Below are 24,379 nucleotides of genomic sequence, written 5' to 3'. Positions count from 1 at the left end.
GTTCGGTCGGTGTCCGGTCGGGCGCGGGGTAACATCGACGTAACCGTACCGGCGAGTAATCCTGCCGTCGGCATATACAAGATCAAATTTTCGGGCGAATTGTGCGCCCGCCTACTGTTGTCTGCGCCCGGAACGTGGTTCACTGACATCGGTCGCAGCTTCTGTGTTCGGTGACTTGAGAAAGTGCACGGCTCGCAGGATCGATGGTTGCGAGCGCGGTGCTTTGCTCTTCCTGTGGGGGGATCAAGAAGTACAGCGGTCGGAACCGGCCCGGCGGCTCGCTCGCCCGCGAACCGCCGCATCCGGTGTTAGAAAGAGAAGGAAAAGCATGGCACAGGGCACTGTGAAGTGGTTCAACGCGGAGAAGGGCTTCGGCTTCATCGCTCCCGAGGACGGCTCCGCCGACGTTTTCGTCCACTACTCGGAGATCCAGGGCAGCGGCTTCCGCACCCTGGAGGAGAACCAGCGCGTGGAGTTCGAGGTCGGCCAGGGCACCAAGGGCCCGCAGGCCACCGGCGTTCGCGCGCTCTGATCGTCGACGCTCCTGCCGGAGCCTGACGTGACTCGGTCCGCAGGGACCGAATCCTCGATCGTCCCCCGTCACCATCGGTGAGGGGGGACGATCTGTTTCTGCGGCAGGTAGCGGAGGAAGGGCGGGTGAGTGAGCCAACTGTCGTTCTTCGGGGCCGAGGAGATGCCCCCGGACCCGACCGACCTCGGCGGCCTGCTGGCCGCGCACGGCCACGCGGTGGTCTCCGGTGACGGCGCACGGATCTCCGTGGTCGTGGACGAGCCGTGGCGGGCGGAGGCGATCGCGGAGCTGATGGCGCAGGCCGCGCTGTCCCCGGAGGTCACCCGGACGGACGAGGGACACCCCCTGGTGCGCACCGCCGCCCTACCGGAACTCGTCCCGGTGGCGGCCGCATGGACACGGGGTGCGGTGAAGGCGGTGCCGGCGGGATGGGTGCCGGGCTCGCGAGCTCTGCGGGCGTGGGTGCTCGCGGCCGGCCGCGCCGAGGCCGAGGGCGAGCGCTACGTGCTGGGGCTGGATCCGCATGCCCCGGACACCCACCCGGTGCTGGCCCAGTCGCTGATGCGCGCCGGGATCGCGCCGACGCTGATCGGCACGCGCGGCGCCGCACCGGGCCTGCGGGTGTCCGGGCGACGCAGGTTGATGCGTCTCGTCGAGAACATCGGGGCGCCGCCGGACGACGCCCGCGCGCGGCAGATCTGGCCGCGCGTGCGGTAGGCGCCGCATCACAGGTGACAGGCCTTCCGTCGCAGGTGTGCGACCCTGTGTATGGCCGCGTCCGGGGAACGGGTCGGTATACATGTCGGGGAGAAGCACGACATGTCAGCGAACAGGGAAGGTGCGGGCAGCGCTGTGGCAGCACGGGACAACAGCACGTCGAACGGCTCGTCGGGCACGCGTCGGCTCGTGATCGTCGAGTCCCCGACCAAGGCGAAGAAGATCGCGCCCTACCTGGGCCGGGACTACGTCGTCGAGGCCTCCGTCGGGCACATCCGTGACCTGCCGCGCGGTGCCGCCGACGTGCCGGCCAAGTACAAGGGCGAGTCGTGGGCCCGGCTCGGCGTGAACGTCGACCACGGCTTCGAGCCGCTGTACGTCGTCAGTCCCGAGAAGAAGTCCAAGGTCACCGAACTGAAGGGGCTGCTGAAGGACGCGGACGAGCTGTACCTCGCGACCGACCCCGACCGTGAGGGCGAGGCCATCGCCTGGCACCTGCTCGAGACCCTCAAGCCGAAGGTCCCGGTCCGCCGGATGGTGTTCCACGAGATCACCGAGCCGGCCATCCGGGCCGCCGCGGAACACACCCGCGACCTCGACAACAACCTCGTCGACGCCCAGGAGACCCGCCGCATCCTCGACCGCCTCTACGGCTACGAGGTCAGCCCGGTGCTGTGGAAGAAGGTCATGCCGCGGTTGTCGGCGGGCCGCGTGCAGTCCGTCGCCACTCGGGTCATCGTGCAGCGCGAACGCGAGCGCATGGCCTTCCGGTCCGCGACGTACTGGGACATCGCCGCCACGCTCGACGCCGGCGCCGACGCGAGCCCCCGCTCGTTCGGGGCCCGGCTCGTCGGTGTCGACGGCGCCCGCGTCGCGGCCGGCCGCGACTTCGGACCCGACGGGCAGCTCAAGTCCACCGGCGTCGTCGTGCTCGACGAGGCGTACGCGCGACGGCTCGCCGAGGCCCTGCACGGTGTCGACCTGACGGTGACGTCGGTCGAGAGCAAGCCGTACACCCGCAAGCCGTACGCGCCGTTCATGACGTCGACCCTGCAGCAGGAGGCGGGCCGCAAGCTGCGGTTCTCGTCAGAGCGCACGATGCGCATCGCGCAGCGCCTGTACGAGAACGGCTACATCACGTACATGCGTACCGACTCGACGACCCTGTCCGAGAGCGCGATCTCCGCCGCCCGGGCGCAGGCCACCGAGTTGTACGGCGCGCAGTACGTGCACGCCACCCCGCGGCAGTTCACCCGCAAGGTGAAGAACGCGCAGGAGGCGCACGAGGCGATCCGTCCGGCCGGCGACGTGTTCGCCACGCCCGGCGAGCTGCACTCGCGCCTCGACACCGACGAGTACCGGCTCTACGAGCTCATCTGGCAGCGCACCGTCGCCTCCCAGATGGCCGACGCGCGGGGCACCACCCTGACGCTGCGCATCACCGGCACCGCCGCGAGCGGCGAGGAGTGCACGTTCTCCTCGTCGGGCCGCACCATCACCTTCCCGGGCTTCCTCAAGGCGTACGTCGAGAGCGTCGACGAGGAGGCCGGCGGCCAGTCCGACGACGCCGAGTCCCGGCTGCCCAACCTGTCCGAGGGACAGCGCGTCACTGCGACCGAGCTCGATCCGGACGGCCACTCGACCAACCCGCCGGCCCGCTACACCGAGGCCAGCCTGATCAAGGCGCTCGAGGATCTCGGCATCGGCCGGCCGTCGACGTACGCGTCGATCATCAAGACCATCCTCGACCGCGGCTACGTCTACAAACGTGGCAGCGCCCTGGTCCCGTCGTGGGTGGCGTTCGCGGTCATCGGGCTGCTCGAGGCGCACTTCGGACGCCTCGTCGACTACGGCTTCACCGCCGCCATGGAGGACGACCTCGACGAGATCGCGGGCGGCCACGAGCAGCGCACCGACTGGCTGACGAGCTTCTACTTCGGTGGTGCCCACGGCGCCGAGAACTCGGTGGCGCGCGAGGGCGGCCTGAAGAAGATGGTCGGAGAGAACCTCGAGGACATCGACGCCCGCGAGATCAACTCGATCCGGCTGTTCGACGACGCCGAGGGCCGGGAGATCCACGTGCGCGTCGGCCGGTTCGGCCCCTATCTCGAGCGGATGGTCCCCAATCCCGACGCTCCCGACGGGGAACCGGTCTCCCAGCGGGCGAACCTGCCCGACGACCTGCCGCCGGACGAGCTGACGCTCGAGTACGCGGAGAAGCTGTTCTCGACCCCGCAGGAGGGCCGGGTCCTCGGCGTCGACCCGGCCAGCGGCAACGAGATCGTCGCGCGGGAGGGCCGCTTCGGTCCGTACGTGACCGAGCTGCTGCGCGAACCGGAGCCGGAGCCGGAACCGGACATCACGCCCATTCCGGTAGAGGAGGCACCCTCGGCGGGCGGCACCGCGACTGGTGGTGGCACGGCCACCGTGACGAAAAAGGCCGCGAAGAAGGCGCCGGCGAAGAAGGCCGCCAGGAAGGCGGCCGGCCCCAAGCCGCGCACGGCCTCGCTGCTCAAGTCGATGGAACTGTCGACGGTGACGCTCGAGGACGCCCTGCGGCTGCTGTCGCTGCCGCGGGTGGTCGGGGTCGACCCCGCGACGGGCGAGGAGATCACCGCCCAGAACGGCCGCTACGGGCCGTACCTGAAGAAGGGCACCGACTCGCGGTCGCTGGCCGACGAGGAGCAGATGTTCACCGTCACCCTCGAGGAGGCGCTGAAGATCTACTCCGAGCCCAAGCGCCGCGGTCGGCAGGCCGCCGCCACGCCGCCGCTGCGGGAGCTGGGCACCGACCCGGTCAGTGGCAGCCCGATGGTGATCAAGGACGGGCGCTTCGGCCCGTACGTCACGGACGGCGAGACCAACGCCAGCCTCCGCAAGGGCGACGAGGTCGACACCATCACCGACGAACGCGCCTCCGAGCTGCTCGCGGATCGTCGCGCCCGGGGCCCGGCGAAGAAGACCGCGAAGAAGACCGCGGCCAAGAAGGTTCCGGCCAAGAAGACGGCCGCCAAGAAGACCGCGGCAAAGAAGACGACCGCGAAGAAGGCCGCCGCGAAGAAGGAGTGACCCTCCCCGGAGCGGCGGCCTATCCTCGCCGTGTGTACCGCGAGGCGGCGTCCGGCATACCCGGCGTGCTCGTGTGGACGGCGACGAGGACCGCGGGTACGGCCGGAACGTCCGTGCTGCCCGACGGCTGCACGGATCTGATCTGGCACGAGGACGGCTTCCTGGTGGCCGGACCGGATACCCGCGCCCAGTTCTCCGACCTGGGCACCCGCCGGGACCTGACCGCGGTGCGGTTCGGTCCCGGGGTGGGGCCGGCGGTGCTCGGGGCGGACGCGGCCGAGCTGCGCGACGCGCGCGTACCGCTGGACCGCATCCGGCCCGAGGCGCACGTTCGTCGCCTGGTGTCGGCCGCGGAGTCCGACCCGCTCGGTGCGCTCCTGCACGAGACGCGGCGCCGCCTGGACGGCGTCGACCGCAGCGTCGAGACGGGCATCGCGTCGCAGCTCGGCGCCGGAGCGTCCGTCGCCGAGGTGGCGACGTCGATGGGTTGGAGTGCGCGGCGGTTGCACCGGCACGCGCTGCGGGTCTACGGCTACGGTCCGAAGACGCTGGCGCGCGTGCTGCGATTCCGTCGCGCGGTCGGTCTCGCGCGCGCCGGCCGGTCGTTCTCCGACGTCGCGGCCGAGTGCGGTTTCAGCGACCAGGCCCACCTCGCACGGGAGGTACGCGCCCTCTCCGGCGTTACGCTCGGCGCGCTCGTTCGCTGAGCGGTCACGCGGGCAAGGCCGCGAACAGTTCGATGCTGTGCCCGTCGGGATCGTGCACGCTCGCATACCGCTGCTTCCAGAACGCGTCCCACGGTTCGAGCACGCTCGTGCATCCCGCCTCCAGCAGGTCGCGGTACGTCGCGTCCACATCCGCTGGTGAACCACAGTCGAACGCGAGTGCAGGACCACCGGTGCCCGGCCGGAAGCCCGGATGGAAGGCCCGGACCGACTCGAGGGTGTCCCACGCCAGGCGGAGCCCGCCCGGCAGCGTCGTCTCGTAGTGCGGTTCGTCGGAGCCGGCGGGCAGGTCCAGCCCGAGGCGGCGATAGCAGTCGAAGGAACGGGTCATGTCGGCGACGACGAGCCCGACCAGCGCGAGTTGTGCAGTCATGACGGTGACGCTAGGCCGCCGCGACGTCGCCGTCTTGAAGGTTTCGGACGGCCGACGCACCGGCCGCGTCGGAGCCGGTCGCTACGCTGAGGCCATGCCCGGTGTCTTCGAACGTCTCGTCGGCCAGCGCGACGTGGAGACCGAACTGACCGCCGCGGCCACCGCCGCGCGCGGGGGCGGAGCCGGTTCTCGGATGACGCACTCGTGGCTGTTCACCGGGCCCCCCGGCTCCGGGCGGTCGATCGCCGCCCTCTGCTTCGCCGCCGCCCTGCAGTGCACCGACCCCGCGGCACCGGGCTGCGGTCACTGCCACGCGTGCAGCACCACCATGGCCGGCACCCACGGCGACGTCCGTCGGGTGATCCCCGAGGGGCTCACGATCAGCGTCAAGGCGATGCGCGACATCGTCCGGACCGCCTCGCGTCGCCCGAGCACCGGGCAGTGGCAGGTCGTGGTGATCGAGGACGCGGACCGGCTCACCGAGGGCGCCGCGAACGCGCTGCTCAAGGTCGTCGAGGAACCGCCCGAACGCACGGTGTTCCTGCTGTGCGCGCCGTCGATCGATCCGCAGGACATCTCCGTGACCCTGCGCTCGCGATGCCGGCACGTCGCACTCGTCACGCCCAGCCCGGACGCGATCGCCCGGGTCCTGCGCGAACGCGACGGGCTCGACGCCGAGACCGCGAGCTGGGCGGCGTCGATCAGCGGCGGCCACGTCGGCCGTGCCCGGCGTCTGGCCACCGACGAGTCCGCCCGCGCCAGCCGTCGGCGTGCGCTGGATCTGGCCGAAGCCGTGCTCCGCCCCGCGACCACCTACACCGCCGCGGACGAGCTGGTCCAGCGTGCCGAGGCCGAGGCGAAGGAGATCAGCGTCGCGCGCGACGAGCGCGAGACCGAGGAACTCCGGACGGCTCTCGGCGCCGGTGGCACCGGTAAGGGCGCCGCCGGGGCGCTCCGCGGTGCGGCCGGCGTCCTCAAGGACCTCGAACGCACCCAGAAGTCCAGGCGCACGCGGACCGAGCGCGACATCATGGACCGCGCCCTCATCGATCTGGCCGGTCTCTACCGGGATGCGCTGGCACGTTCCCTGGGCGCTTCCGGCACCGCCAACCATCCCGACATGGCCGAGCGTGCCTCCGAACTGGCTTCGCGGGCCCGGCCGGAGGCGTTGCTGACCTGCATCGAGGCGATCCTCGAATGCCGTGAGGTTCTCGCACAGAACGTCAAACCGCGCTTCGCGGTGGCCGCCATGGCGGCCCGGCTGAGCTCGGCATTCCGGTAGGCGGCGAGGGGTGGTTTGCATTGGACAGGGGGGTAGGCGCTAAACTCGTGCGCGCCGTCAGGCACGCTGCCTTAGCTCAGTCGGTAGAGCATTTCACTCGTAATGAAAAGGTCGCGAGTTCGATTCTCGCAGGCAGCTCGGAGCGACGAAGGCCCTTCACCCGGAAGACGGGTGGAGGGCCTTCGTCGACCGGGGGACCCTTCCGGTCCGCTCGCCCACGACGAAGTCGCCCGCCGGCGCCCTCCGTGCCGGATGATGGCACGTGTGCTTCTGGAAATTTTCTCGATCGTTCTGATCGTCGGCGCCCTGGTCGTTCTCATCCCCACCGCGATGCGCGTGTTCCGCCGGCGCGACGACGACCACTAGGTCGGTCTTCGTCGCTCGGCACCCCGCTCGGGCGGCGCCCCCTCAGTACACTCGACTTATGAGTGAGTCGTTGAAAGAGCGGGTGCGAGCGAAGATTCTGCGCCAGCGCGGCGAAGACGGCGGGCGCCCTCTCGGTGACGCCGAAGGGGACAACCCCCGGCTCATCGACATCGACCTCGACCTGGCGCTGCTGGAGCAGGCCGCCGAGGGCGATGCCGTCGTGGAGGAGCTGGCCGTGAAGTACTGGGTGCCCTGACTCGGCGCAGAAAAGCGGTCTGACCAGGTGATTTGGTGAGAGCGCAATGTTCACGTAACTTATTCCAGGTCAGAGCGACACGGACACCGAACCGGCCCGCAGGGGCTCGGGACAACGAGGTTGGACGCAGGCGCCTGATTGTTCGGTTCGGAATCTTCTGGTAGGGTTCTGGGCCGTTGCCGATCCCACCGAGCGCGTCGGGTTTGTTTTCGCCGGGTGGTGTGGGTAGGCTGGAACGGTTGCCCCGGAGCGCCGCGGACCTCGGTTCGTGGGTGATGGTGTGTGCGTGTTCTTTGAGAACTCAACAGTGTGCCGATGAATGTCAGTGCCAAAATATTTTTGGTGCGACCGCCCCTCTTTTCGGGGGGTGGTTGTTGCTGGCTGCCGCATTCTTCCGTCTGTGGTGGTCAGTGTTTTTTGCTGGTTTGAGTTTTTTGCTGGTGATTTGGCTCGATGTCTATGACTGATCGGCCCTTCGGGGTTTGATTGTGAGTCTTCAACGGAGAGTTTGATCCTGGCTCAGGACGAACGCTGGCGGCGTGCTTAACACATGCAAGTCGAACGATGAAGCCCAGCTTGCTGGGTGGATTAGTGGCGAACGGGTGAGTAACACGTGGGTGATCTGCCCTGCACTTCGGGATAAGCCTGGGAAACTGGGTCTAATACCGGATAGGACCTCGGGATGCATGTTCCGGGGTGGAAAGGTTTTCCGGTGCAGGATGGGCCCGCGGCCTATCAGCTTGTTGGTGGGGTAACGGCCCACCAAGGCGACGACGGGTAGCCGGCCTGAGAGGGCGACCGGCCACACTGGGACTGAGACACGGCCCAGACTCCTACGGGAGGCAGCAGTGGGGAATATTGCACAATGGGCGCAAGCCTGATGCAGCGACGCCGCGTGAGGGATGACGGCCTTCGGGTTGTAAACCTCTTTCAGTACCGACGAAGCGCGAGTGACGGTAGGTACAGAAGAAGCACCGGCCAACTACGTGCCAGCAGCCGCGGTAATACGTAGGGTGCGAGCGTTGTCCGGAATTACTGGGCGTAAAGAGCTCGTAGGCGGTTTGTCGCGTCGTCTGTGAAAACCCGCAGCTCAACTGCGGGCTTGCAGGCGATACGGGCAGACTTGAGTACTGCAGGGGAGACTGGAATTCCTGGTGTAGCGGTGAAATGCGCAGATATCAGGAGGAACACCGGTGGCGAAGGCGGGTCTCTGGGCAGTAACTGACGCTGAGGAGCGAAAGCGTGGGTAGCGAACAGGATTAGATACCCTGGTAGTCCACGCCGTAAACGGTGGGCGCTAGGTGTGGGTTTCCTTCCACGGGATCCGTGCCGTAGCTAACGCATTAAGCGCCCCGCCTGGGGAGTACGGCCGCAAGGCTAAAACTCAAAGGAATTGACGGGGGCCCGCACAAGCGGCGGAGCATGTGGATTAATTCGATGCAACGCGAAGAACCTTACCTGGGTTTGACATACACCGGACCGCCCCAGAGATGGGGTTTCCCTTGTGGTCGGTGTACAGGTGGTGCATGGCTGTCGTCAGCTCGTGTCGTGAGATGTTGGGTTAAGTCCCGCAACGAGCGCAACCCTTGTCCTGTGTTGCCAGCAATTCGGTTGGGGACTCGCAGGAGACTGCCGGGGTCAACTCGGAGGAAGGTGGGGACGACGTCAAGTCATCATGCCCCTTATGTCCAGGGCTTCACACATGCTACAATGGCCGGTACAGAGGGCTGCGATACCGCGAGGTGGAGCGAATCCCTTAAAGCCGGTCTCAGTTCGGATCGGGGTCTGCAACTCGACCCCGTGAAGTCGGAGTCGCTAGTAATCGCAGATCAGCAACGCTGCGGTGAATACGTTCCCGGGCCTTGTACACACCGCCCGTCACGTCATGAAAGTCGGTAACACCCGAAGCCGGTGGCCTAACCCCTCGTGGGAGGGAGCCGTCGAAGGTGGGATCGGCGATTGGGACGAAGTCGTAACAAGGTAGCCGTACCGGAAGGTGCGGCTGGATCACCTCCTTTCTAAGGAGCATCTGCCCACACACCCCGAACAGTCGGGGCGCGTGTGCGGCCAGAGACCGTTTGTCCCCGCATGTGGGACACGGTGGCTCATGGGTGGAACGCTGACAGCTACTTCTCGTCCGGGTCCCGTTTCTGTGCGGGATCCGAGGAGTTATATCGGTGCACTGTTGGGTCCTGAGAGAACACGCGAGTGTTTTGTCAGCGACGATGCTCATCAAAGCTTCCGCCGGTCGGTGGGGTGAGTAGTGGGTGTTGTGTGTTGTTTGAGAACTGCACAGTGGACGCGAGCATCTTTGTTGTAAGTGTTTATGAGCGTACGGTGGATGCCTTGGCACCAGGAGCCGATGAAGGACGTGGGAGGCTGCGATATGCCTCGGGGAGCTGTCAACCGAGCTGTGATCCGAGGATTTCCGAATGGGGAAACCCAGCACGAGTGATGTCGTGTTACCCGCGCCTGAATATATAGGGCGTGTGGAGGGAACGTGGGGAAGTGAAACATCTCAGTACCCACAGGAAGAGAAAACAACATGTGATTCCGTGAGTAGTGGCGAGCGAAAACGGAAGAGGCTAAACCGCGGGTGTGTGAGAGCTGGCAGGCGTTGCACTCGTGGGGTCGTGGGGCCCTTCTTCCCATCACTGTCATGGTGGGCGAGAGTAAGAAACCGGTGTGTTAGTCGAAATGGTCTGGAACGGCCTGTCGTAGAGGGTGAGAATCCCGTAGACGAAAACATGCCGGCTCTCGTGGAGGGTACCCGAGTAGCAGCGGGCCCGTGAAATCTGCTGTGAATCCGTCGGGACCACCCGATAAGCCTGAATACTCCCTGGTGACCGATAGCGGACTAGTACCGTGAGGGAAAGGTGAAAAGTACCCCGGGAGGGGAGTGAAATAGTACCTGAAACCGTGCGCTTACAATCCGTCGGAGCCTTCGAGCAGTTTGGTCTGCTGGGGGTGACGGCGTGCCTTTTGAAGAATGAGCCTGCGAGTTAGTGGCATGTCGCGAGGTTAACCCGTGTGGGGTAGTCGTAGCGAAAGCGAGTCCGAACAGGGCGTCTGTAGTGGCATGTTCTAGACCCGAAGCGGAGTGATCTACCCATGGCCAGGGTGAAGCGACGGTAAGACGTCGTGGAGGCCCGAACCCACTTAGGTTGAAAACTGAGGGGATGAGCTGTGGGTAGGGGTGAAAGGCCAATCAAACTCCGTGATAGCTGGTTCTCCCCGAAATGCATTTAGGTGCAGCGTCGCGTGTTTCTCACCGGAGGTAGAGCTACTGGATGGTCTAGGGGGCCCACAAGCTTACCGAAATCAGCCAAACTCCGAATGCCGGTGAGTGAGAGCGCGGCAGTGAGACTGCGGGGGATAAGCTTCGTAGTCGAGAGGGAAACAGCCCAGATCGCCGGCTAAGGCCCCTAAGCGTGTACTAAGTGGAAAAGGATGTGGGATCGCTGAGACAACCAGGAGGTTGGCTTAGAAGCAGCCACCCTTGAAAGAGTGCGTAATAGCTCACTGGTCAAGTGGTTCTGCGCCGACAATGTAGCGGGGCTCAAGTACACCGCCGAAGCCGCGGCACTCGCACAACACCCCGGAGGGTCCACGGATCGTCCGGCAGTGGTGCGGGTGGGTAGGGGAGCGTCGTGCAGCCGGGGAAGCGCCGGAGTGATCCAGGTGTGGAGGCTGCGCGAGTGAGAATGCAGGCATGAGTAGCGAAAGACGAGTGAGAAACTCGTCCGCCGAATGACCAAGGGTTCCTGGGCCAGGTTAATCCGCCCAGGGTGAGTCGGGACCTAAGGCGAGGCCGACAGGCGTAGTCGATGGACAACGGGTTGATATTCCCGTACCCGTGTGAACGCGCCCCTGGTGAATCATCGGTACTAACCGTCCAAAGGGTGATCGAGTTCCTTCGGGAGCCGAGAGCCTGCTGCACGGGACCTTCGGTGGTAGTAGCCAAGCGATGGGGTGACGCAGGAAGGTAGTGGGGCCGGTCAGTGGTTGTACCGGTGTAAGCCCGTAGGGCGTGACACAGGCAAATCCGTGTCGCACACAGCCTGAGAGGTGATGCGTAGCCGAATGAGGCGAATTCCATGATCCTATGCTGCCGAGAAAAGCCTCTAGCGAGCTTTCACACGGCCCGTACCCCAAACCGACACAGGTGGTCAGGTAGAGAATACCGAGGCGATCGAGAGAACTGTGGTTAAGGAACTCGGCAAAATGCCCCCGTAACTTCGGGAGAAGGGGGACCAGTCCCGGTGACCGGACTTGCTCCGTGAGCCGGGGGTGGTCGCAGAGACCAGAGAGAAGCGACTGTTTACTAAAAACACAGGTCCGTGCGAAGTCGTAAGACGAGGTATACGGACTGACGCCTGCCCGGTGCTGGAAGGTTAAGAGGACCGGTCAGCGGAGTTCACTCCGCGAAGCTGAGAATTTAAGCCCCAGTAAACGGCGGTGGTAACTATAACCATCCTAAGGTAGCGAAATTCCTTGTCGGGTAAGTTCCGACCTGCACGAATGGCGTAACGACTTCTCTGCTGTCTCAACCACAGACTCGGCGAAATTGCACTACGAGTAAAGATGCTCGTTACGCGCGGCAGGACGAAAAGACCCCGGGACCTTCACTACAGCTTGGTATTGGTGTTCGGTTCGGTTTGTGTAGGATAGGTGGGAGACTGGGAAGCCCGCACGCCAGTGTGGGTGGAGTCGTTGTTGAAATACCACTCTGATCGTATTGGACCTCTAACCTCGGACCCTGATCGGGTTCAGGGACAGTGCCTGGTGGGTAGTTTAACTGGGGCGGTTGCCTCCCAAAATGTAACGGAGGCGCCCAAAGGTTCCCTCAGCCTGGTTGGCAATCAGGTGTCGAGTGCAAGTGCACAAGGGAGCTTGACTGTGAGACCGACAGGTCGAGCAGGGACGAAAGTCGGGACTAGTGATCCGGCACCGGCATGTGGAAGCGGTGTCGCTCAACGGATAAAAGGTACCCCGGGGATAACAGGCTGATCTTCCCCAAGAGTCCATATCGACGGGATGGTTTGGCACCTCGATGTCGGCTCGTCGCATCCTGGGGCTGGAGTAGGTCCCAAGGGTTGGGCTGTTCGCCCATTAAAGCGGCACGCGAGCTGGGTTTAGAACGTCGTGAGACAGTTCGGTCTCTATCCGCCGCGCGCGTTAGAAACTTGAGGAAGGCTGTCCCTAGTACGAGAGGACCGGGACGGACGAACCTCTGGTGTGCCAGTTGTCCCGCCAGGGGCACGGCTGGTTGGCTACGTTCGGAAGGGATAACCGCTGAAAGCATCTAAGCGGGAAGCCTGTTCCAAGATGAGGTTTCTCACCCCCTCGAGGGGGTAAGGCCCCCGGCAGACCACCGGGTTGATAGGCCGGAACTGGAAGTGCGGTAACGCATGCAGGTGACCGGTACTAATAGGCCGAGGACTTACCACAAAGAAGCTACGCGTCCACTGTGCGGTATCTGAAACAACACACCCGATTCACACGCTTTTCGTGAATCGAGTGAAGGCGAAGCCCCCGGAACAAGGGGGAACAGCGTTCACTCGATCGTTCACGAGCGAAGCGAGTGGGTATGGGTCGTTTCGCAGAGTTACGGCGGCCATAGCGGAGGGGAAACGCCCGGTCCCATTCCGAACCCGGAAGCTAAGCCCTCCAGCGCCGATGGTACTGCACCCGACAGGGTGTGGGAGAGTAGGACACCGCCGAACACCCGTTACCGGAAGCCCCCCAACCTCGTTGGGGGGCTTCCGGCATTTTTCGTGTCTATTCCGGGGCGTCGCCATTCCCTTCCGGAAACCTGCGTTCACGGCCGTGACCGGGCCCCGTGAACTGCTCCGTTTCGTGTGAGAGTCGGTCATTGCGGTGCAGGCACCAGGTTGTACCGCTGGTAGCCCACGGGCATTGCCTCCTCGAGTTCCACTCGATGAGGGGACGGGCCGCTGTGCGCGGTGTGTCGGTGTTCGCCGGCTGGTTCGGGATGCTGAACGACGAATTTCTCCTGCCCTGGAGGTCTATCTCAGCGGAACAGCCCGGCGGGCTGGAGGCGAAGGCGACAGGAGTGGAGCGCACCCATGGTCATCGTTGCAGGACACCTCACCGTCGAGCCGTGGCGGCGCAAGTCCTACTGAAGCACAGGCGATAGGTGCCCCAGTCGGTGAGAGTCGATCAGGGAGAGGTGCGGGTTGGCGCGTAGACCGCCGGCGGCTACCTGCCCGGGTGCAGCGTGTCGACGACCTTCTCCAGTCCGATCAGCCTGCCAGTGCCTCGCGCCGCCGCCACAGCCGGGCAACCGTCCATGGCCCGAACACGAGCGAGATGATGTTGATCCCGGTCTCGACCGCCATGTCCGCAGTCATGTGCCGGTAGCTGCCGTGCTCGAGGTTCCACAGCGTATCCATGGCCCCGAGGAATGTCATCGCGCCGCCGGCCGCGATCCCGAGCGGGATGGCGACCGCTCGTCCCCTTGTCAGGTGCCAGGCACTCGTTGCGAAGCTCGCGGCCATCAGTCCGTCGGCGGCCGGAAAGGCGTTCTCGAACGCGATATAGGCGGCATCGTCGGACGACCTGACATGTCCGGCAGTGAAGTAGTCGAGCCAGTACGCCGCGACGCCGCCGGCGACGCTGCCCATCGCAACCGCGTGCAGCCGATCGCCCCACGTCGGCGGTGGTTTCATCACGCTCCCTTCAATGCATCCGAGTATGGCGGCTGCTCTTCGCAGTTGAGGGTGTAGGGCTGGTCGGCGCGTCGGTGGCCGGGTCGGCCGGCGAGGTGCCGCCGGTCGGGGTCACCCGCCCTGTGCGCTGCTGCACGCCTTTCATTATGGGCGCGCGACGCACGACCGGCTCCGGCTGGGGTTGCCCTCGTCAGCGGGCCGGGTCGTCCTGGAACTGCCGGACCTCTTGCGAGCAGCGGCAGGCGACGGCGATCTTCGCGGCCCACTCGAGTGCCGCCTCCCGCGAGGGCAGCTCGAGAACGGTGTAACCGCCGTTAGGCACTTTGTGGCCGGGGTACGTGCCCTCGGTGACGGTGCCGTCACCGGCCACGAGCACCGGGTCTACGTCCTCATCGATCCCTCCGGCGAAGACGTACACGCCCGCCGCCTTGGCCTCGTCGATGACGGCATGGGAGGCTTCGACCACCGCCTCGAAGTCCTCCTCGGGGAACACCATGGCCTCGCCAGGGAACGAGATCAGGTACTTCGCCATTCGAGGACTCCTCTGCTCCTGCCGCGTCATTCGCCGGATCTTCTCTACGGCACCGCTCGAATGCCCAGCCCGATTGTGGCTCCGGCGCCCGACATGTGCTCGAGGTAGGGCGTCGCGACGGACCCGCAGAACCTCCTCGACGCTCTCCCCACGACCGCTTTCTCCTGTTGCGATGGACGGGTTCACCGGATTCGAGGCCGCCGCCGCGAAGAGCTCCCCGAGGCGGTCGCGGTCATGGCTCCCTTTCACCTTGCCCTCCTGGGCAAGCCGGCAGGGCCGCGTGGTGCCCCACCGTCGGCCTACGGTATAAATACATCTTGTGTCTATGTCGTATTCAGCCGCCGAGGCGGCCTACCGCGAGGTCAAGGAGCTGATCCTCTCGGGTGAGCTGCCCGGCGGGGATCTGATCAGCGAAGGGGAGATCGCCGCACGGATGTCGTGCAGCCGCACCCCGGTGCGCGAGGCCTTCCTCCGGCTCGAGGCGGAGGGCTGGATGCGCCTGTACCCCAAGCGGGGCGCGCTCGTCGTCCCGGTGGCGGACGGGGAGGCCGAGCACGTCGTCGATGCGCGACGGCTGCTGGAAACGCACGCCGTGCGCGCCGTCGCGTCGGCTCCGCAGGCGCGGGAACGGCTCAAGCGCACGTTGCGCGAATGCCTGGACACCCAGCGGGAGCTGGCCGAGCGCGGGGACGTCGGCGCCTTCAGCGGCGCCGACGCGGACTTTCACCGCAGCATCGTCGCGGCGGGCGGCAATCCGCTCCTCGACAACTTCTACGCAAGCCTGCGTGAACGCCAGCGACGGATGACGGCGCGTTCGGTCGCTCGTGATCCGGCGCAGCTGCAGAAGATCATCGCCGACCACACGCACCTGGCGGATCTCGTCGCCGCCGGGGATGCCGACGCGTTCGACGAGGCGCTTCAGGTGCACATGCGTGAGGTGCACGGACTCGGAGGGGGACGACTGTGACCGCTACTACCACCGACCCCGGTCGGCTGCCGACACTTACGGAAACGGTCCCGCGCGGGACGTGGCTGCTCGTGGCCGCCGCGATGTTCACCGTCGCCTGGGGCGGCAACGAGTTCACGCCGCTGCTCGTGATGTACCGGCTCGAACACGGTTTCGCGCCGGTCGTCGTCGACCTGTTCCTCTTCGCGTACGTCCTGGGCATCGTGCCGGCCCTGCTCGTCGGCGGCCCGCTCTCCGACCGGCTCGGGCGGCGACCGGTCATGGTGCCCGCGCCGTTCGTCGGCCTGGCCGGTTCCGCGGTGCTCGCCCTCGGGGCGGACTCCGCGCCGCTGCTCATCCTCGGTCGCATCCTCTGCGGGATCGCCCTCGGTCTCGGCATGGCCGTCGGCGGCAGCTGGCTGAAGGAACTGTCCGATCCGCGCTGGGATCCGCGCGCGACTCCCGGTGCCGGTGCGCGACGGGCCGCGATGAGCCTGACCGCCGGCTTCGGGGTCGGGGCCGGGGTCGCGGGGGCCCTCGCGCAGTGGGCGCCGATGCCGAGCGCCCTGACCTACCTCGTGCACATCGGGCTGAGCGTCGGCGCCGGTGCGGCGCTGCTCCGGACGCCGGAGACCCGGCCGGCGCAGCCGGAGGTGGAACGGACTCCGCTGCGGGAGGATCTGAAGATCCCGGCGGCCGGGCACGCCCGCTTCCTGTTCGTGATCGCCCCCGTCGCCCCCTGGGTGTTCGGTGCCGCGAGTTCGGCCTACGCGATCATTCCGGCGCTGATGACCGGACACAGCGGCGACGCGCCGGTCGCGTTCTCGGCACTGCTGTGCGTCGTGGCCCTCGGTGCCGGTTTCGCGATCCAGTCGCTGGGCCGCCGGATCGACACCCCACGCAACGCCCGGGCCGTGGTGGTGGCGCTGACGCTGCTCGTGGTGGGGATGGTCACGGCGGCGGTCGCGGCCGCGGCACTGACCGTGCCGCTGGCGCTGCTGGCCGCGGTCGTCCTGGGGTGCGGCTACGGCATGGCACTGGTGTCGGGTCTGCAGGAGGTGCAGCGCATCGCCGGCCCCGACGACCTCGCCGGGCTCACCGCGGTGTTCTATTCGCTGAGCTATCTCGGTTTCGCGGTGCCCGCCGCCATGGTGTACCTGTCGCAGACGTACCCGGTCCTGACCTACCCGGCGATGTTCGTCGTGGGCGCCGTCGCGGCGGCCGCGTGCCTGGTGCTCGTCCTGGTCAAGTGGCGGGCGCACCTGCCGGAGCGAGCACAGGCCTGACGCCTCACGGCTCGGGCATCGGCGGCAGTGCCTTCTCGGCGAGCCACGCGTCCCACAGCGGACGCAGCGGTGCATCCGCGAACCGCGCCGCCAGATCGGTGAACTGCTCGGTGGTGACGGTCCCGTGCCGGTGCTCGGCGGTCCACTGCCGCAGCAACGCGAAGAACTTCTCGTCGCCGAGGCGCAGGCGCAGCGCGTGCAGGGTCAGGGCGCCGCGCTTGTAGACGCGGTCGTCGAACATCAGCTCCGGGCCCGGGTCGCCGAGGAGGAGGTCCTGGGGTTTGCGGCCGAGCCCCCGGTGCGCGTCGGCGGCGATCGTGTGCGCCGACGGGCCGTCGGAGTTCTCCGACCACAGCCACTCCGCGTAGCAGGCGAAGCCCTCGTTCAGCCAGATGTCGCGCCACCGCGACAGGGTGAGGCTGTTGCCGAACCACTGGTGGGCGAGCTCGTGCGCGACGAGCCGCTCCTCGCCGCGGCTGCCGTCGCAGTGGTTCGCGCCGAAGATCGACAGGGTCTGCGCCTCGATCGGGATCTCGAGCTCGTCCGCGGTGACGACGACGCTGTAGTGCGTGAACGGGTAGGGCCCGAAGAGCCGGGAGAAGACGTCCATCATCTGTGGTTGCCGGCCGAAGTCCCGGTCGAAGTTCGCCTTCAGGCGCGGGGGATGCACCGCGTAGAGGGGCACCGGCCCGTCGGACACCCTGCGGGTCTCGTAGTTTCCGATCTGCACGGTGGCCAGGTAGGTCGCCATCGGCTCCGGCTGTTCGTACTCCCAGGTGGTCTGGCTGGCCCTCGTCGTCCTGCGCACCAGTGTGCCGTTCGCGATCACCTGGAAGGGCGAGTCGGCGGTGACCGTGATCCGGTAGCTGGCCTTGGCGCCGGGATGGTCGTCGCAGGGGAACCACGATGCGGCGCCGTTGGGCTGACTCGCGACGAGCGACCCCTCCTCGAGTTCCTCCCAGCCGACCTCGCCCCAGGGGCTGCGGATCGGTTTCGGTGTTCCGTGATAGTGGACGACGATCGTCAGGACCCCGCCCACGGGAATCTTCCGGGCCGGGGTGACGACGAGCTTGCCGTCGCGCTGGGCGTACTTGGCGGGCCGGGATCCGTTGACCGACAGTTTCGTCACCCGCATCGTCGGTGCGAGGTCGAGCGCGAACTTGCCGCGTGCGTCGGTGGTGGTGGCGATGACGGTGGCCGTGCCGGTGAGCCGGTTGGCCACCACCCGGTAGGTCAGGTCGAGCTCGTACCGCGACACGCGGTACCCGCGGTTGCCGCTCCGCGGCAGGTACGGATCGATCGGGGCGTCCGGCTTCGCGGTCCTGCCGTTGTCGCGCGACTTCTTCGGGTCGTTCCCCGGCTTCACTGCGGGGACCAATCGCTCGGGTGTGACCACGGTGCGATCGGATTGCCTTGCCATCTGCTCGAATCCGGAACGACGTCGCCGCGCATCACCAGCGAGGCGGGACCGACGGTGGCGCCGGCTCCGATTCCGGCCGCGGGCAGTGCGACGCACTGGGGGCCGAGGGTGGCGCCGGCGCCGAGCGTGACGGTGTCCATGGACATGATCCGATCATGGAACAGGTGCGTTTGCACAACACATCCGCGTTCCACCGTCGCGCCGTCGCCGAGGGTCACCAGGTCGGCCTCCGGCAGCCAGTAGCTCTCGCACCACACCCCGCGGCCGATCTTCGCGCCCAGGCCCCGCAGCCACAGGTTCATCACGGCCGTTCCGGTGGCGGGCCGGGCGAACCACGGCGCCGCGACGGTTTCGACGAACGTGTCGGCCACCTCGTTGCGCCACACGAACCAGCTCCACAGCGGGTGCTCCTCGCGGCCGATGCGCCCGACGGCCACCCACTTGGCGGTCACGGACACGATGCCGGCCACGGCGCCGGCAAGGATGAGCACGAGGCCGCTCAGCGCCGCGGCCGGGCCGTATCCCGCCGCGCCGGCCAGCGCCTGCAGGGCGAACAGGACGCCGAGGCCGATGCCGAACGTGACGATCATGGGGAGCAGGCGGAAGGTCTCGACGAAGCCGCGTGCCACCCGGAGCCGCAGCGGGGGCGCGAACGTGCGGCTCGAGTCGCCGTCGTTCGCGGCGCGGCGCAGCCGCACCGGTGGGCTGCCCAGCCACGAGGAACCCGACTTGGCCTTCGACGGGGCAGCGGAGAGCACGGCGACGAGCCCGTACTTGGGCACCCGGCGCCCGGGGGCGGCCATGCCCGAGTTGCCGAGGAACGCGCGCTTGCCGACCTTGGCCCGGGAGATGTACAGCCAGCCGCCACCGAGTTCGTAGCTGGCGACCATGGTGTCGTCGGCGAGGAAGGCGCCGTCGGCGACGCGGGTGAACTTGGGCACCATCAGCACGGTGGAGGCTTCGACGTCCTTGCCGATGTCGGCGCCGAGCAGCCGCAGCCAGCCGGGGGTGAGCATCGAGGCGTAGAGCGGGAACAGGAACGTGCGCGAGCTGTCCATCAGGCGCTCGGTCGCCCACACCTGCCAGCCGACGCGGCTGCGGACGGGGTGGTGGCCCTCGATCATGCCGAGGGACAGGGCGCGCACCGACAGCACCGTGAGCGCGGCGAACACGAACAGGGTCAACAGTGCGGCCACCGGCAGGATCGCTGCGCTGCGGAGCAACGCGTCGGTCAGGTCGGCGGTGTCGCGGATCCACCATCCGACCAGCGTGAGGCCGGCGGCGATCGAGACGATCGGCAGCGAGGCCAGCGCCACCGACGTGAGGCCGAAGACCGGCACCCACCACGCGGCGCGGCGCGGCGGCTCGTCGGGCCACGGATGTACGGCCTTGCCGACCTTCCGCGCAGGGGAGCCCGCCCAGTGCTGGCCGGCCTTGACCCGGCCGAAGACGGCGGAGCCGGCCTCGACCTCGGCGTTCTTGCCGATCTTGGCGCCCGGGGCGAGCGTCGAGCGGGCACCGACGGTGGCGCCGGCGCCGATCCGGATGGTGCCGATGTGGACCTCGTCGCCGTCGACCCAGTGGCCGGACAGGTCGACCTCGGGTTCGACGGAACAGCCGTCGCCGAGTTCGAGCATGCCGGTCACCGGCGGCAGGCTGTGCAGGTCGACGCCCTGACCGACCTTCGCGCCGAGGGCGCGGGCGTAATACAGCATCCACGGCGCCCCGGACAGGTTCACCGCGCCGCTGGCCTCCGACAGCCGCAGCGCCGTCCACAGCCGCAGGTGTTCGCTGCCGCCCCTCGGATAGGTGCCGGGTTCCAGGTTGCGCAGCAGCAGCCGCGTCCCGGCGACGGCGACGGACATCCGGCCGAGCGGGGTCAGGAACAGCAGGATGCCGAGCGCCACCCACCACCACGACACCGGCGCGAGCCACGGCAGGTCGACGAACAGCGCGAAGACGTTGTTCGCCGTCGCCAGCCATGTCACCCATTGCAGTCCGGTCAGGGTGGTGAGCGGCACCGTGATGGCCAGCTGCAGCAGCTGCGTCCGGCGTGGGACGGGGGCCACCTGCCGCGGCGCGACCACCGCGGACGGTGCGAGGTCGTCGAGGTACCCGGCCAGCGAGCCGAGCCGCGGATGGTCGTACAGTTCGGCGACGGTCATCGCGGGGTAGCGCTCGCGCAGGGCGGTCACCAGCTGGGCCGCGGAGAGGGAGCCGCCGCCCAGTTCGAAGAAGTCGTCGTCGATGCTCTCGATCGGGGTGCCGAGGATCGACACCCACAGTCCGGCGACCCACTCGGCGGTCGGGTCGAGACCCAGGGCCTCGGCGGAGTCGGCCTCGGCGCCGGGTAGCGGCCACGGCAGCGCGTTGCGGTCCACCTTGCCGGAGGTGCGGGTGGGCAGCTCGTCCACCAGCGCCAGCCGCGGCACCAGGGCCGCGGGCAACTGCTCGCCGAGCAGGTCGCGCGCGGAGGCGAGGTCGAACTCCGGGTCGGTGCTGGCGATGTACCCGACGAGGATCGAGTGCCCGGCCGCGGTCTTGCGCACGGCGGCCGCGCCGCCGGCGACGCCGGGCAGGTTCTGCAGAGCGTTGTCGACCTCGCCGAGCTCGATGCGCCGACCGCCGATCTTGACCTGATCGTCGGCGCGTCCCTGGAACAGCAGGCCCCTGCGGTCGAGGGTGACCAGGTCGCCGCTGCGGTACGCGCGGTCCCAGCCGAGGGTGGGCATGGGGGCGTATTTCTCGGCGTCCTTGGCCGGGTCGAGGTAGCGAGCCAGTCCGACGCCGCCGATGACGAGTTCGCCGGTACCGCCCTCGGGCACGGGCCGGCCGTCGGCGTCCACCACGGCGAGGTCCCAGCCGTCGAGCGGCAGACCGATGCGGATCGGGCCCTTGCCGTCCATGGTTGCCGCGCATGCGACGACGGTGGCCTCGGTCGGCCCGTAGGTGTTCCACACCTCGCGACCGGGCACGGCCAGTCGCTCGGCGAGGTCCGGCGGGCAGGCCTCGCCACCGAAGATCAACAGCCGCACCGCTTCGAGCGCCTCGGCGGGCCACATCGCCGCGAGGGTGGGGACGGTGGAGACGACGCTGATGTCGCGGGAGACCAGCCACGGCCCGAGGTCCATCCCGGACCGCACGAGCGAGCGGGGCGCCGGCACGAGGCACGCGCCGTGCCGCCACGCCAGCCACATCTCCTCGCAGGAGGCGTCGAAGGCGACCGACAGTCCGGCCAGTACGCGGTCGCCGGGCCCGATCGGGTTCTCGCGCAGGAACAGCCGGGCCTCGGCGTCGACGAAGGCGGCGGCGCTGCGATGGCTGACCGCGACGCCCTTGGGGGTGCCGGTGGAGCCGGAGGTGAAGATGATCCAGGCGGCGTCGTCGAGGCGCGGGCCGCGCAGCTGTGGCGCGGGCGACGGCGGCGCGGTGCCCGGGCCGATGCCGTCGGCGGTGACGACGGCGGTGACCATCGCCTCCCCGAACACGAGTTCGGCGCGTTCGTCGGGGTCGTCCGCGTCCACCGGCACGTAGGCCGCGCCCGCCGCGAGGATGCCCAGGATCATCACGTACAGGTCCTTGGAGCCGGACGGCATGCGCACGCCGACGCGGTCACCGGCGCCGACTCCCGCGTCGGCGAGCCGGTACGAGCAGGCGATGACCTCTTCGACGAGTTCGGTGTAGCTGAGAGTGACGGTGCCGTCGTCGACGGCCGGGGCGTCCGGGTGGGTGTCGGCGGTGGCCCGCAGGATGTCGACGAGGGTGCGGGGGGCCGGGGCGTGGGAGGAGCGAACGAACTCCTCGGGGATGCGATACGACCGATCCGGATCCGTCGTGGGCTGGGCAGGCAATCGCATGTCCTTCTCTCGGCCTGGTGATGCGTTCGTCCGGTTATCTCACGGTCAGATGGACGGAGGGTGAACATCGGGTGTGTCGGTGCCCACTCCATCGGTGGAATCTCCCGCTCGACCCGACGTCGCGCTCCGCGGCGCGGCGTCCGATTCCGCTCGAAAAACCGTATCTCCCTGAAACTTCCGTTTGCGGGACGACGGCCGCCGCGATTCCGGTTTGACATCCGTGCGCGCTCCTGCAATCCTCTTCGGCAGGTCACGAGAACCAGCGACAAGCCCCGGCTAGCTGGTCGGCAACCCTCCTCCGCGGTGGGGTGCTCCGGGTGACGACCAGGCCGTGTTTCCACACCGGACACGGCAAGCGCGGATTCGGACCGTGATCGCACTCGGGCGACGAGGCGACCACCGGCGAATCCCTGAACGACGAGGGAACGTCATGACTGCTGCCGTACTGACCGCCGACACCTGCATCGCCCCGTTCGCCCGGGTCACCGGATGTGACCTGCAGGTACCCCTGGTCCAGGGTGGTACCTGCACCTACGCCAACTTCGACTACGCGGCGAGCGCGCCCGCCCTCGAAGCGGTCACCGAGCGGATCGCCGAGCTCCTGCCGTACTACGCCAGTGTGCACCGCGGTGCCGGTTACGCCTCCCGGATCTCCACCTCGAGCTACGAGCAGGCTCGTGAGTCGGTGGCCCGATTCGTGTGCGCCGCAGACGATCAGGTGGTGGTGTTCACCCGCAACACCACCGACTCCCTCAACCTCCTGGCCGGAGCCGTACCCGGCGACGTCGTGGTGCTCGACGTCGAGCACCACGCAAACCTGTTGCCCTGGAAGAACGCCCGCGTCGTCGAGGCCGCGGACACCGTCGCCGAGACGGTCCGCCGGCTCGTCGCCGAGCTGTGCAGCAAGCCCGCCGCGCTGCTCGCCGTCACCGGCGCCTCCAACGTGACCGGCGAGGTCCTCCCGATCGCCGAACTCGCCGACGTGGCGCACGCCTGCGGCGCCCGGATCCTCGTCGACGGAGCGCAATTGGTGCCGCACCGGCGGATCGACCTCACCGCTCTCGGCGTCGACTACCTCGCGTTCTCGGGTCACAAGCTCTACGCCCCGTTCGGTGCCGGCGCTCTGGTCGGACGCCGGGACTGGCTCGACGTCGCGGAACCGTATCTCGCAGGGGGCGGTGCGGTCCGCGAAGTGCGTCTCGGTCACACCGAATGGGCGTGCGCCCCGGCGCGGCACGAGGCCGGCACGCCGAACGTGCTCGGCGTCGCGGCCCTCGCCGCGGCGTGCGACGCGCTCGCCGGTTTCGACGCCGACGCCGTCGCCGAGCACGAGGAGGCGCTGTGCCGGCGCCTCCTCGGCGGGCTGCGCGACCTCGACGGCGTGGAGATCCTGCGGCTGTGGAGCGACTCGCCGGACTCGGTCGGCATCGTCACCTTCACGGTCTCCGGATTCGAACCCGGCGAGGTAGCGTCGTACCTGTCCGCCGAGCACGGAATCGGTGTGCGCGACGGCCGGTTCTGCGCACACCCGCTGCTCGCGCGGGTCGGCCTGCCCGGCGGTGCGGTGCGCGCCTCCCTGGGGCTCGGCAGTTCGTCCGCCGACGTGGACCGCCTGCTCGACGCGCTGCGCGGGCTCGTCGACGCCGGTCCCGGCTGGACCTACGCCAAGACCGACGGCCTGTGGGGACCGTCGCCCGAGACCCGTCCGGGCCTGGTGGAGTCCACCGCCGGCGCCGCGCAGTGCAGCTGACCGATTCCCGGGCGGACCGCCGGACAGGCACTGCCCGCCGGTCGAGCCGGCAGGTCTAGTCGACGTCGACGTCGACGGCCGCCGTGATGCGCATCAGCTCGCGGAACGTCGTGCGGAACAGCGTGCGCGGATGCCCGCCGGAGGCCCACAGCTCGGGGAAAGCGGCCAGGGCGGTGTCGACGTACGTGGTCAGGTTCGTCGGATGCCCGAGCGGTGCCACCCCGCCGACGGGCTGCCCGGTGACCTCGGTGACCACGTCCGGGGGCGCCGCAACGAGCGCACCACCGAGGCGTTTGCCCGTCCGTTCCGGGTTCACCCGATGCGCACCCGAGACCAGCAGCAGCACCGGTTCGTCGTCGAGCAGGAACACCAGCGACTTGACGATCGCACCCACGTCGACCCCGAGTGCGGCCGCCGCCTGCTCCGCGGTGTGCACCGACTCCGGCTGGGTTGTGATCAGCCCGTGATGACCGCGCGCGATGAGCGTGTCGGCCACCCGAGCGGCATTCGGATGCAGTGTCCCGGACATGGTTCCAGCCTAGGAGCCCACCGCCGTCCGTGGCCCCGATCGACAGG

At 67.9% G+C, this 24,379-nt stretch carries 15 protein-coding genes, 1 tRNA gene, 3 rRNA genes and 1 riboswitch; of the genes, 13 read left to right on the top strand and 6 right to left on the bottom strand.

What is annotated here, in order from left to right:
• The first annotated feature begins 328 nt into the window (after positions 1-328).
• From OCS65_RS25960 to OCS65_RS25945, 4 genes are all read left to right on the top strand, one after another.
• On the top strand, positions 329-532 hold the full coding sequence (locus OCS65_RS25960; protein ID WP_003935252.1) for a cold-shock protein: 204 nt from the start codon (positions 329-331) through the stop codon (positions 530-532).
• 129 nt (positions 533-661) lie between these two features.
• Complete coding sequence (locus OCS65_RS25955; protein WP_029547224.1) at positions 662-1,249, top strand: hypothetical protein; 588 nt, start codon at positions 662-664, stop codon at positions 1,247-1,249.
• Positions 1,250-1,384: 135 nt separating this feature from the next.
• A complete protein-coding gene (topA, locus tag OCS65_RS25950) occupies positions 1,385-4,318 on the top strand; it encodes a type I DNA topoisomerase (RefSeq protein ID WP_263508084.1) in 2,934 nt (977 codons plus the stop codon).
• Positions 4,319-4,350: 32 nt separating this feature from the next.
• Entirely contained in the window at positions 4,351-5,025 is a 675-nt protein-coding gene (locus tag OCS65_RS25945; RefSeq protein ID WP_168579019.1) for a helix-turn-helix domain-containing protein, read from the top strand.
• A gap of 4 nt (positions 5,026-5,029) precedes the next feature.
• Here the strand turns inward: OCS65_RS25945 and OCS65_RS25940 are convergent, their stop codons facing one another.
• A complete protein-coding gene (locus OCS65_RS25940) occupies positions 5,030-5,416 on the bottom strand; it encodes a VOC family protein (RefSeq protein WP_029547227.1) in 387 nt (128 codons plus the stop codon).
• 94 nt (positions 5,417-5,510) lie between these two features.
• On the opposite strand from OCS65_RS25940, the gene OCS65_RS25935 reads away from it, so the two are divergent.
• The 6 genes from OCS65_RS25935 to rrf all read left to right on the top strand — a co-directional run bounded on the left by OCS65_RS25935 (position 5,511) and on the right by rrf (position 13,046).
• Positions 5,511-6,698, top strand: a complete 1,188-nt coding sequence (locus tag OCS65_RS25935; RefSeq protein WP_006940064.1) for a DNA polymerase III subunit delta' — start codon at positions 5,511-5,513, stop codon at positions 6,696-6,698.
• 65 nt (positions 6,699-6,763) lie between these two features.
• Positions 6,764-6,836, top strand: a tRNA-Thr gene (locus OCS65_RS25930).
• Positions 6,837-7,122: 286 nt separating this feature from the next.
• The gene (locus OCS65_RS25925) at positions 7,123-7,320 is read left to right on the top strand and encodes a hypothetical protein (RefSeq protein WP_029547229.1); all 198 of its coding nucleotides are present in this window, start codon (positions 7,123-7,125) and stop codon (positions 7,318-7,320) included.
• Positions 7,321-7,816: 496 nt separating this feature from the next.
• Positions 7,817-9,338, top strand: a 16S ribosomal RNA gene (locus OCS65_RS25920).
• A 296-nt stretch (positions 9,339-9,634) separates the two neighbouring features.
• A 23S ribosomal RNA gene (locus tag OCS65_RS25915) occupies positions 9,635-12,771 on the top strand.
• Positions 12,772-12,929: 158 nt separating this feature from the next.
• Positions 12,930-13,046 (top strand): 5S ribosomal RNA (gene rrf / locus OCS65_RS25910).
• Together the 16S, 23S and 5S rRNA genes form the textbook arrangement of a ribosomal RNA operon.
• A 540-nt stretch (positions 13,047-13,586) precedes the next feature.
• Here rrf and OCS65_RS25905 read toward each other — a convergent pair.
• Together OCS65_RS25905 and OCS65_RS25900 are read right to left on the bottom strand one after the other, a co-directional pair.
• The gene (locus OCS65_RS25905) at positions 13,587-13,967 is read right to left on the bottom strand and encodes a hypothetical protein (RefSeq protein ID WP_029540694.1); all 381 of its coding nucleotides are present in this window, start codon (positions 13,965-13,967) and stop codon (positions 13,587-13,589) included.
• 235 nt (positions 13,968-14,202) lie between these two features.
• Positions 14,203-14,544 carry a YciI family protein gene (locus OCS65_RS25900; RefSeq protein ID WP_006930444.1) on the bottom strand — a complete coding sequence of 114 codons (342 nt, stop codon included), beginning with the start codon at positions 14,542-14,544 and terminating at the stop codon, positions 14,203-14,205.
• 325 nt (positions 14,545-14,869) lie between these two features.
• On the opposite strand from OCS65_RS25900, the gene OCS65_RS25895 reads away from it, so the two are divergent.
• Together OCS65_RS25895 and OCS65_RS25890 are read left to right on the top strand one after the other, a co-directional pair.
• The gene (locus OCS65_RS25895; RefSeq protein ID WP_263508079.1) at positions 14,870-15,511 is read left to right on the top strand and encodes a GntR family transcriptional regulator; all 642 of its coding nucleotides are present in this window, start codon (positions 14,870-14,872) and stop codon (positions 15,509-15,511) included.
• An 83-nt stretch (positions 15,512-15,594) separates the two neighbouring features.
• Entirely contained in the window at positions 15,595-16,776 is a 1,182-nt protein-coding gene (locus OCS65_RS25890; RefSeq protein ID WP_230304602.1) for an MFS transporter, read from the top strand.
• Positions 16,777-16,780: 4 nt separating this feature from the next.
• On the opposite strand, the gene OCS65_RS25885 is transcribed toward OCS65_RS25890, so the two are convergent.
• Together OCS65_RS25885 and OCS65_RS25880 are read right to left on the bottom strand one after the other, a co-directional pair.
• Positions 16,781-18,142 carry a M1 family metallopeptidase gene (locus tag OCS65_RS25885; protein ID WP_006930439.1) on the bottom strand — a complete coding sequence of 454 codons (1,362 nt, stop codon included), beginning with the start codon at positions 18,140-18,142 and terminating at the stop codon, positions 16,781-16,783.
• Positions 18,139-22,053 carry a Pls/PosA family non-ribosomal peptide synthetase gene (locus tag OCS65_RS25880; protein ID WP_051359163.1) on the bottom strand — a complete coding sequence of 1,305 codons (3,915 nt, stop codon included), beginning with the start codon at positions 22,051-22,053 and terminating at the stop codon, positions 18,139-18,141. The genes OCS65_RS25885 and OCS65_RS25880 overlap by 4 nt, the downstream gene beginning before the upstream one ends.
• A gap of 248 nt (positions 22,054-22,301) precedes the next feature.
• A riboswitch (SAM riboswitch) is annotated at positions 22,302-22,417 on the top strand.
• A 66-nt stretch (positions 22,418-22,483) separates the two neighbouring features.
• On the opposite strand from OCS65_RS25880, the gene OCS65_RS25875 reads away from it, so the two are divergent.
• The gene (locus OCS65_RS25875) at positions 22,484-23,803 is read left to right on the top strand and encodes an aminotransferase class V-fold PLP-dependent enzyme (protein WP_029540699.1); all 1,320 of its coding nucleotides are present in this window, start codon (positions 22,484-22,486) and stop codon (positions 23,801-23,803) included.
• Positions 23,804-23,858: 55 nt separating this feature from the next.
• Here OCS65_RS25875 and OCS65_RS25870 read toward each other — a convergent pair whose 3' ends face one another.
• Positions 23,859-24,332 (bottom strand): YbaK/EbsC family protein, encoded by a 474-nt coding sequence (locus tag OCS65_RS25870; protein ID WP_006930436.1) that lies wholly within the window; start codon positions 24,330-24,332, stop codon positions 23,859-23,861.
• Between the last annotated feature and the right edge of the window lie 47 nt (positions 24,333-24,379).

Source organism: Rhodococcus aetherivorans (genome assembly GCF_025722975.1).
GTDB lineage: Bacteria > Actinomycetota > Actinomycetes > Mycobacteriales > Mycobacteriaceae > Rhodococcus > Rhodococcus aetherivorans.
This window is presented reverse-complemented; position numbering and strand designations above follow the sequence as displayed.

Excerpts from the sequence above, each read along its gene's own strand:
- OCS65_RS25960 (WP_003935252.1), top strand. The coding sequence starts at position 329 with ATGGCACAGGGCACTGTGAAGTGGTTCAACGCGGAGAAGGGCTTCGGC.
- OCS65_RS25940 (WP_029547227.1), bottom strand. The coding sequence starts at position 5,416 with ATGACTGCACAACTCGCGCTGGTCGGGCTCGTCGTCGCCGACATGACC.
- OCS65_RS25935 (WP_006940064.1), top strand. The coding sequence starts at position 5,511 with ATGCCCGGTGTCTTCGAACGTCTCGTCGGCCAGCGCGACGTGGAGACC.
- OCS65_RS25925 (WP_029547229.1), top strand. The coding sequence starts at position 7,123 with ATGAGTGAGTCGTTGAAAGAGCGGGTGCGAGCGAAGATTCTGCGCCAG.
- OCS65_RS25905 (WP_029540694.1), bottom strand. The coding sequence starts at position 13,967 with ATGGGCAGCGTCGCCGGCGGCGTCGCGGCGTACTGGCTCGACTACTTC.
- OCS65_RS25900 (WP_006930444.1), bottom strand. The coding sequence starts at position 14,544 with ATGGCGAAGTACCTGATCTCGTTCCCTGGCGAGGCCATGGTGTTCCCC.
- OCS65_RS25895 (WP_263508079.1), top strand. The coding sequence starts at position 14,870 with ATGTCGTATTCAGCCGCCGAGGCGGCCTACCGCGAGGTCAAGGAGCTG.
- OCS65_RS25890 (WP_230304602.1), top strand. The coding sequence starts at position 15,595 with ATGTTCACCGTCGCCTGGGGCGGCAACGAGTTCACGCCGCTGCTCGTG.
- OCS65_RS25880 (WP_051359163.1), bottom strand. The coding sequence starts at position 22,053 with ATGCGATTGCCTGCCCAGCCCACGACGGATCCGGATCGGTCGTATCGC.
- OCS65_RS25875 (WP_029540699.1), top strand. The coding sequence starts at position 22,484 with ATGACTGCTGCCGTACTGACCGCCGACACCTGCATCGCCCCGTTCGCC.
- OCS65_RS25870 (WP_006930436.1), bottom strand. The coding sequence starts at position 24,332 with ATGTCCGGGACACTGCATCCGAATGCCGCTCGGGTGGCCGACACGCTC.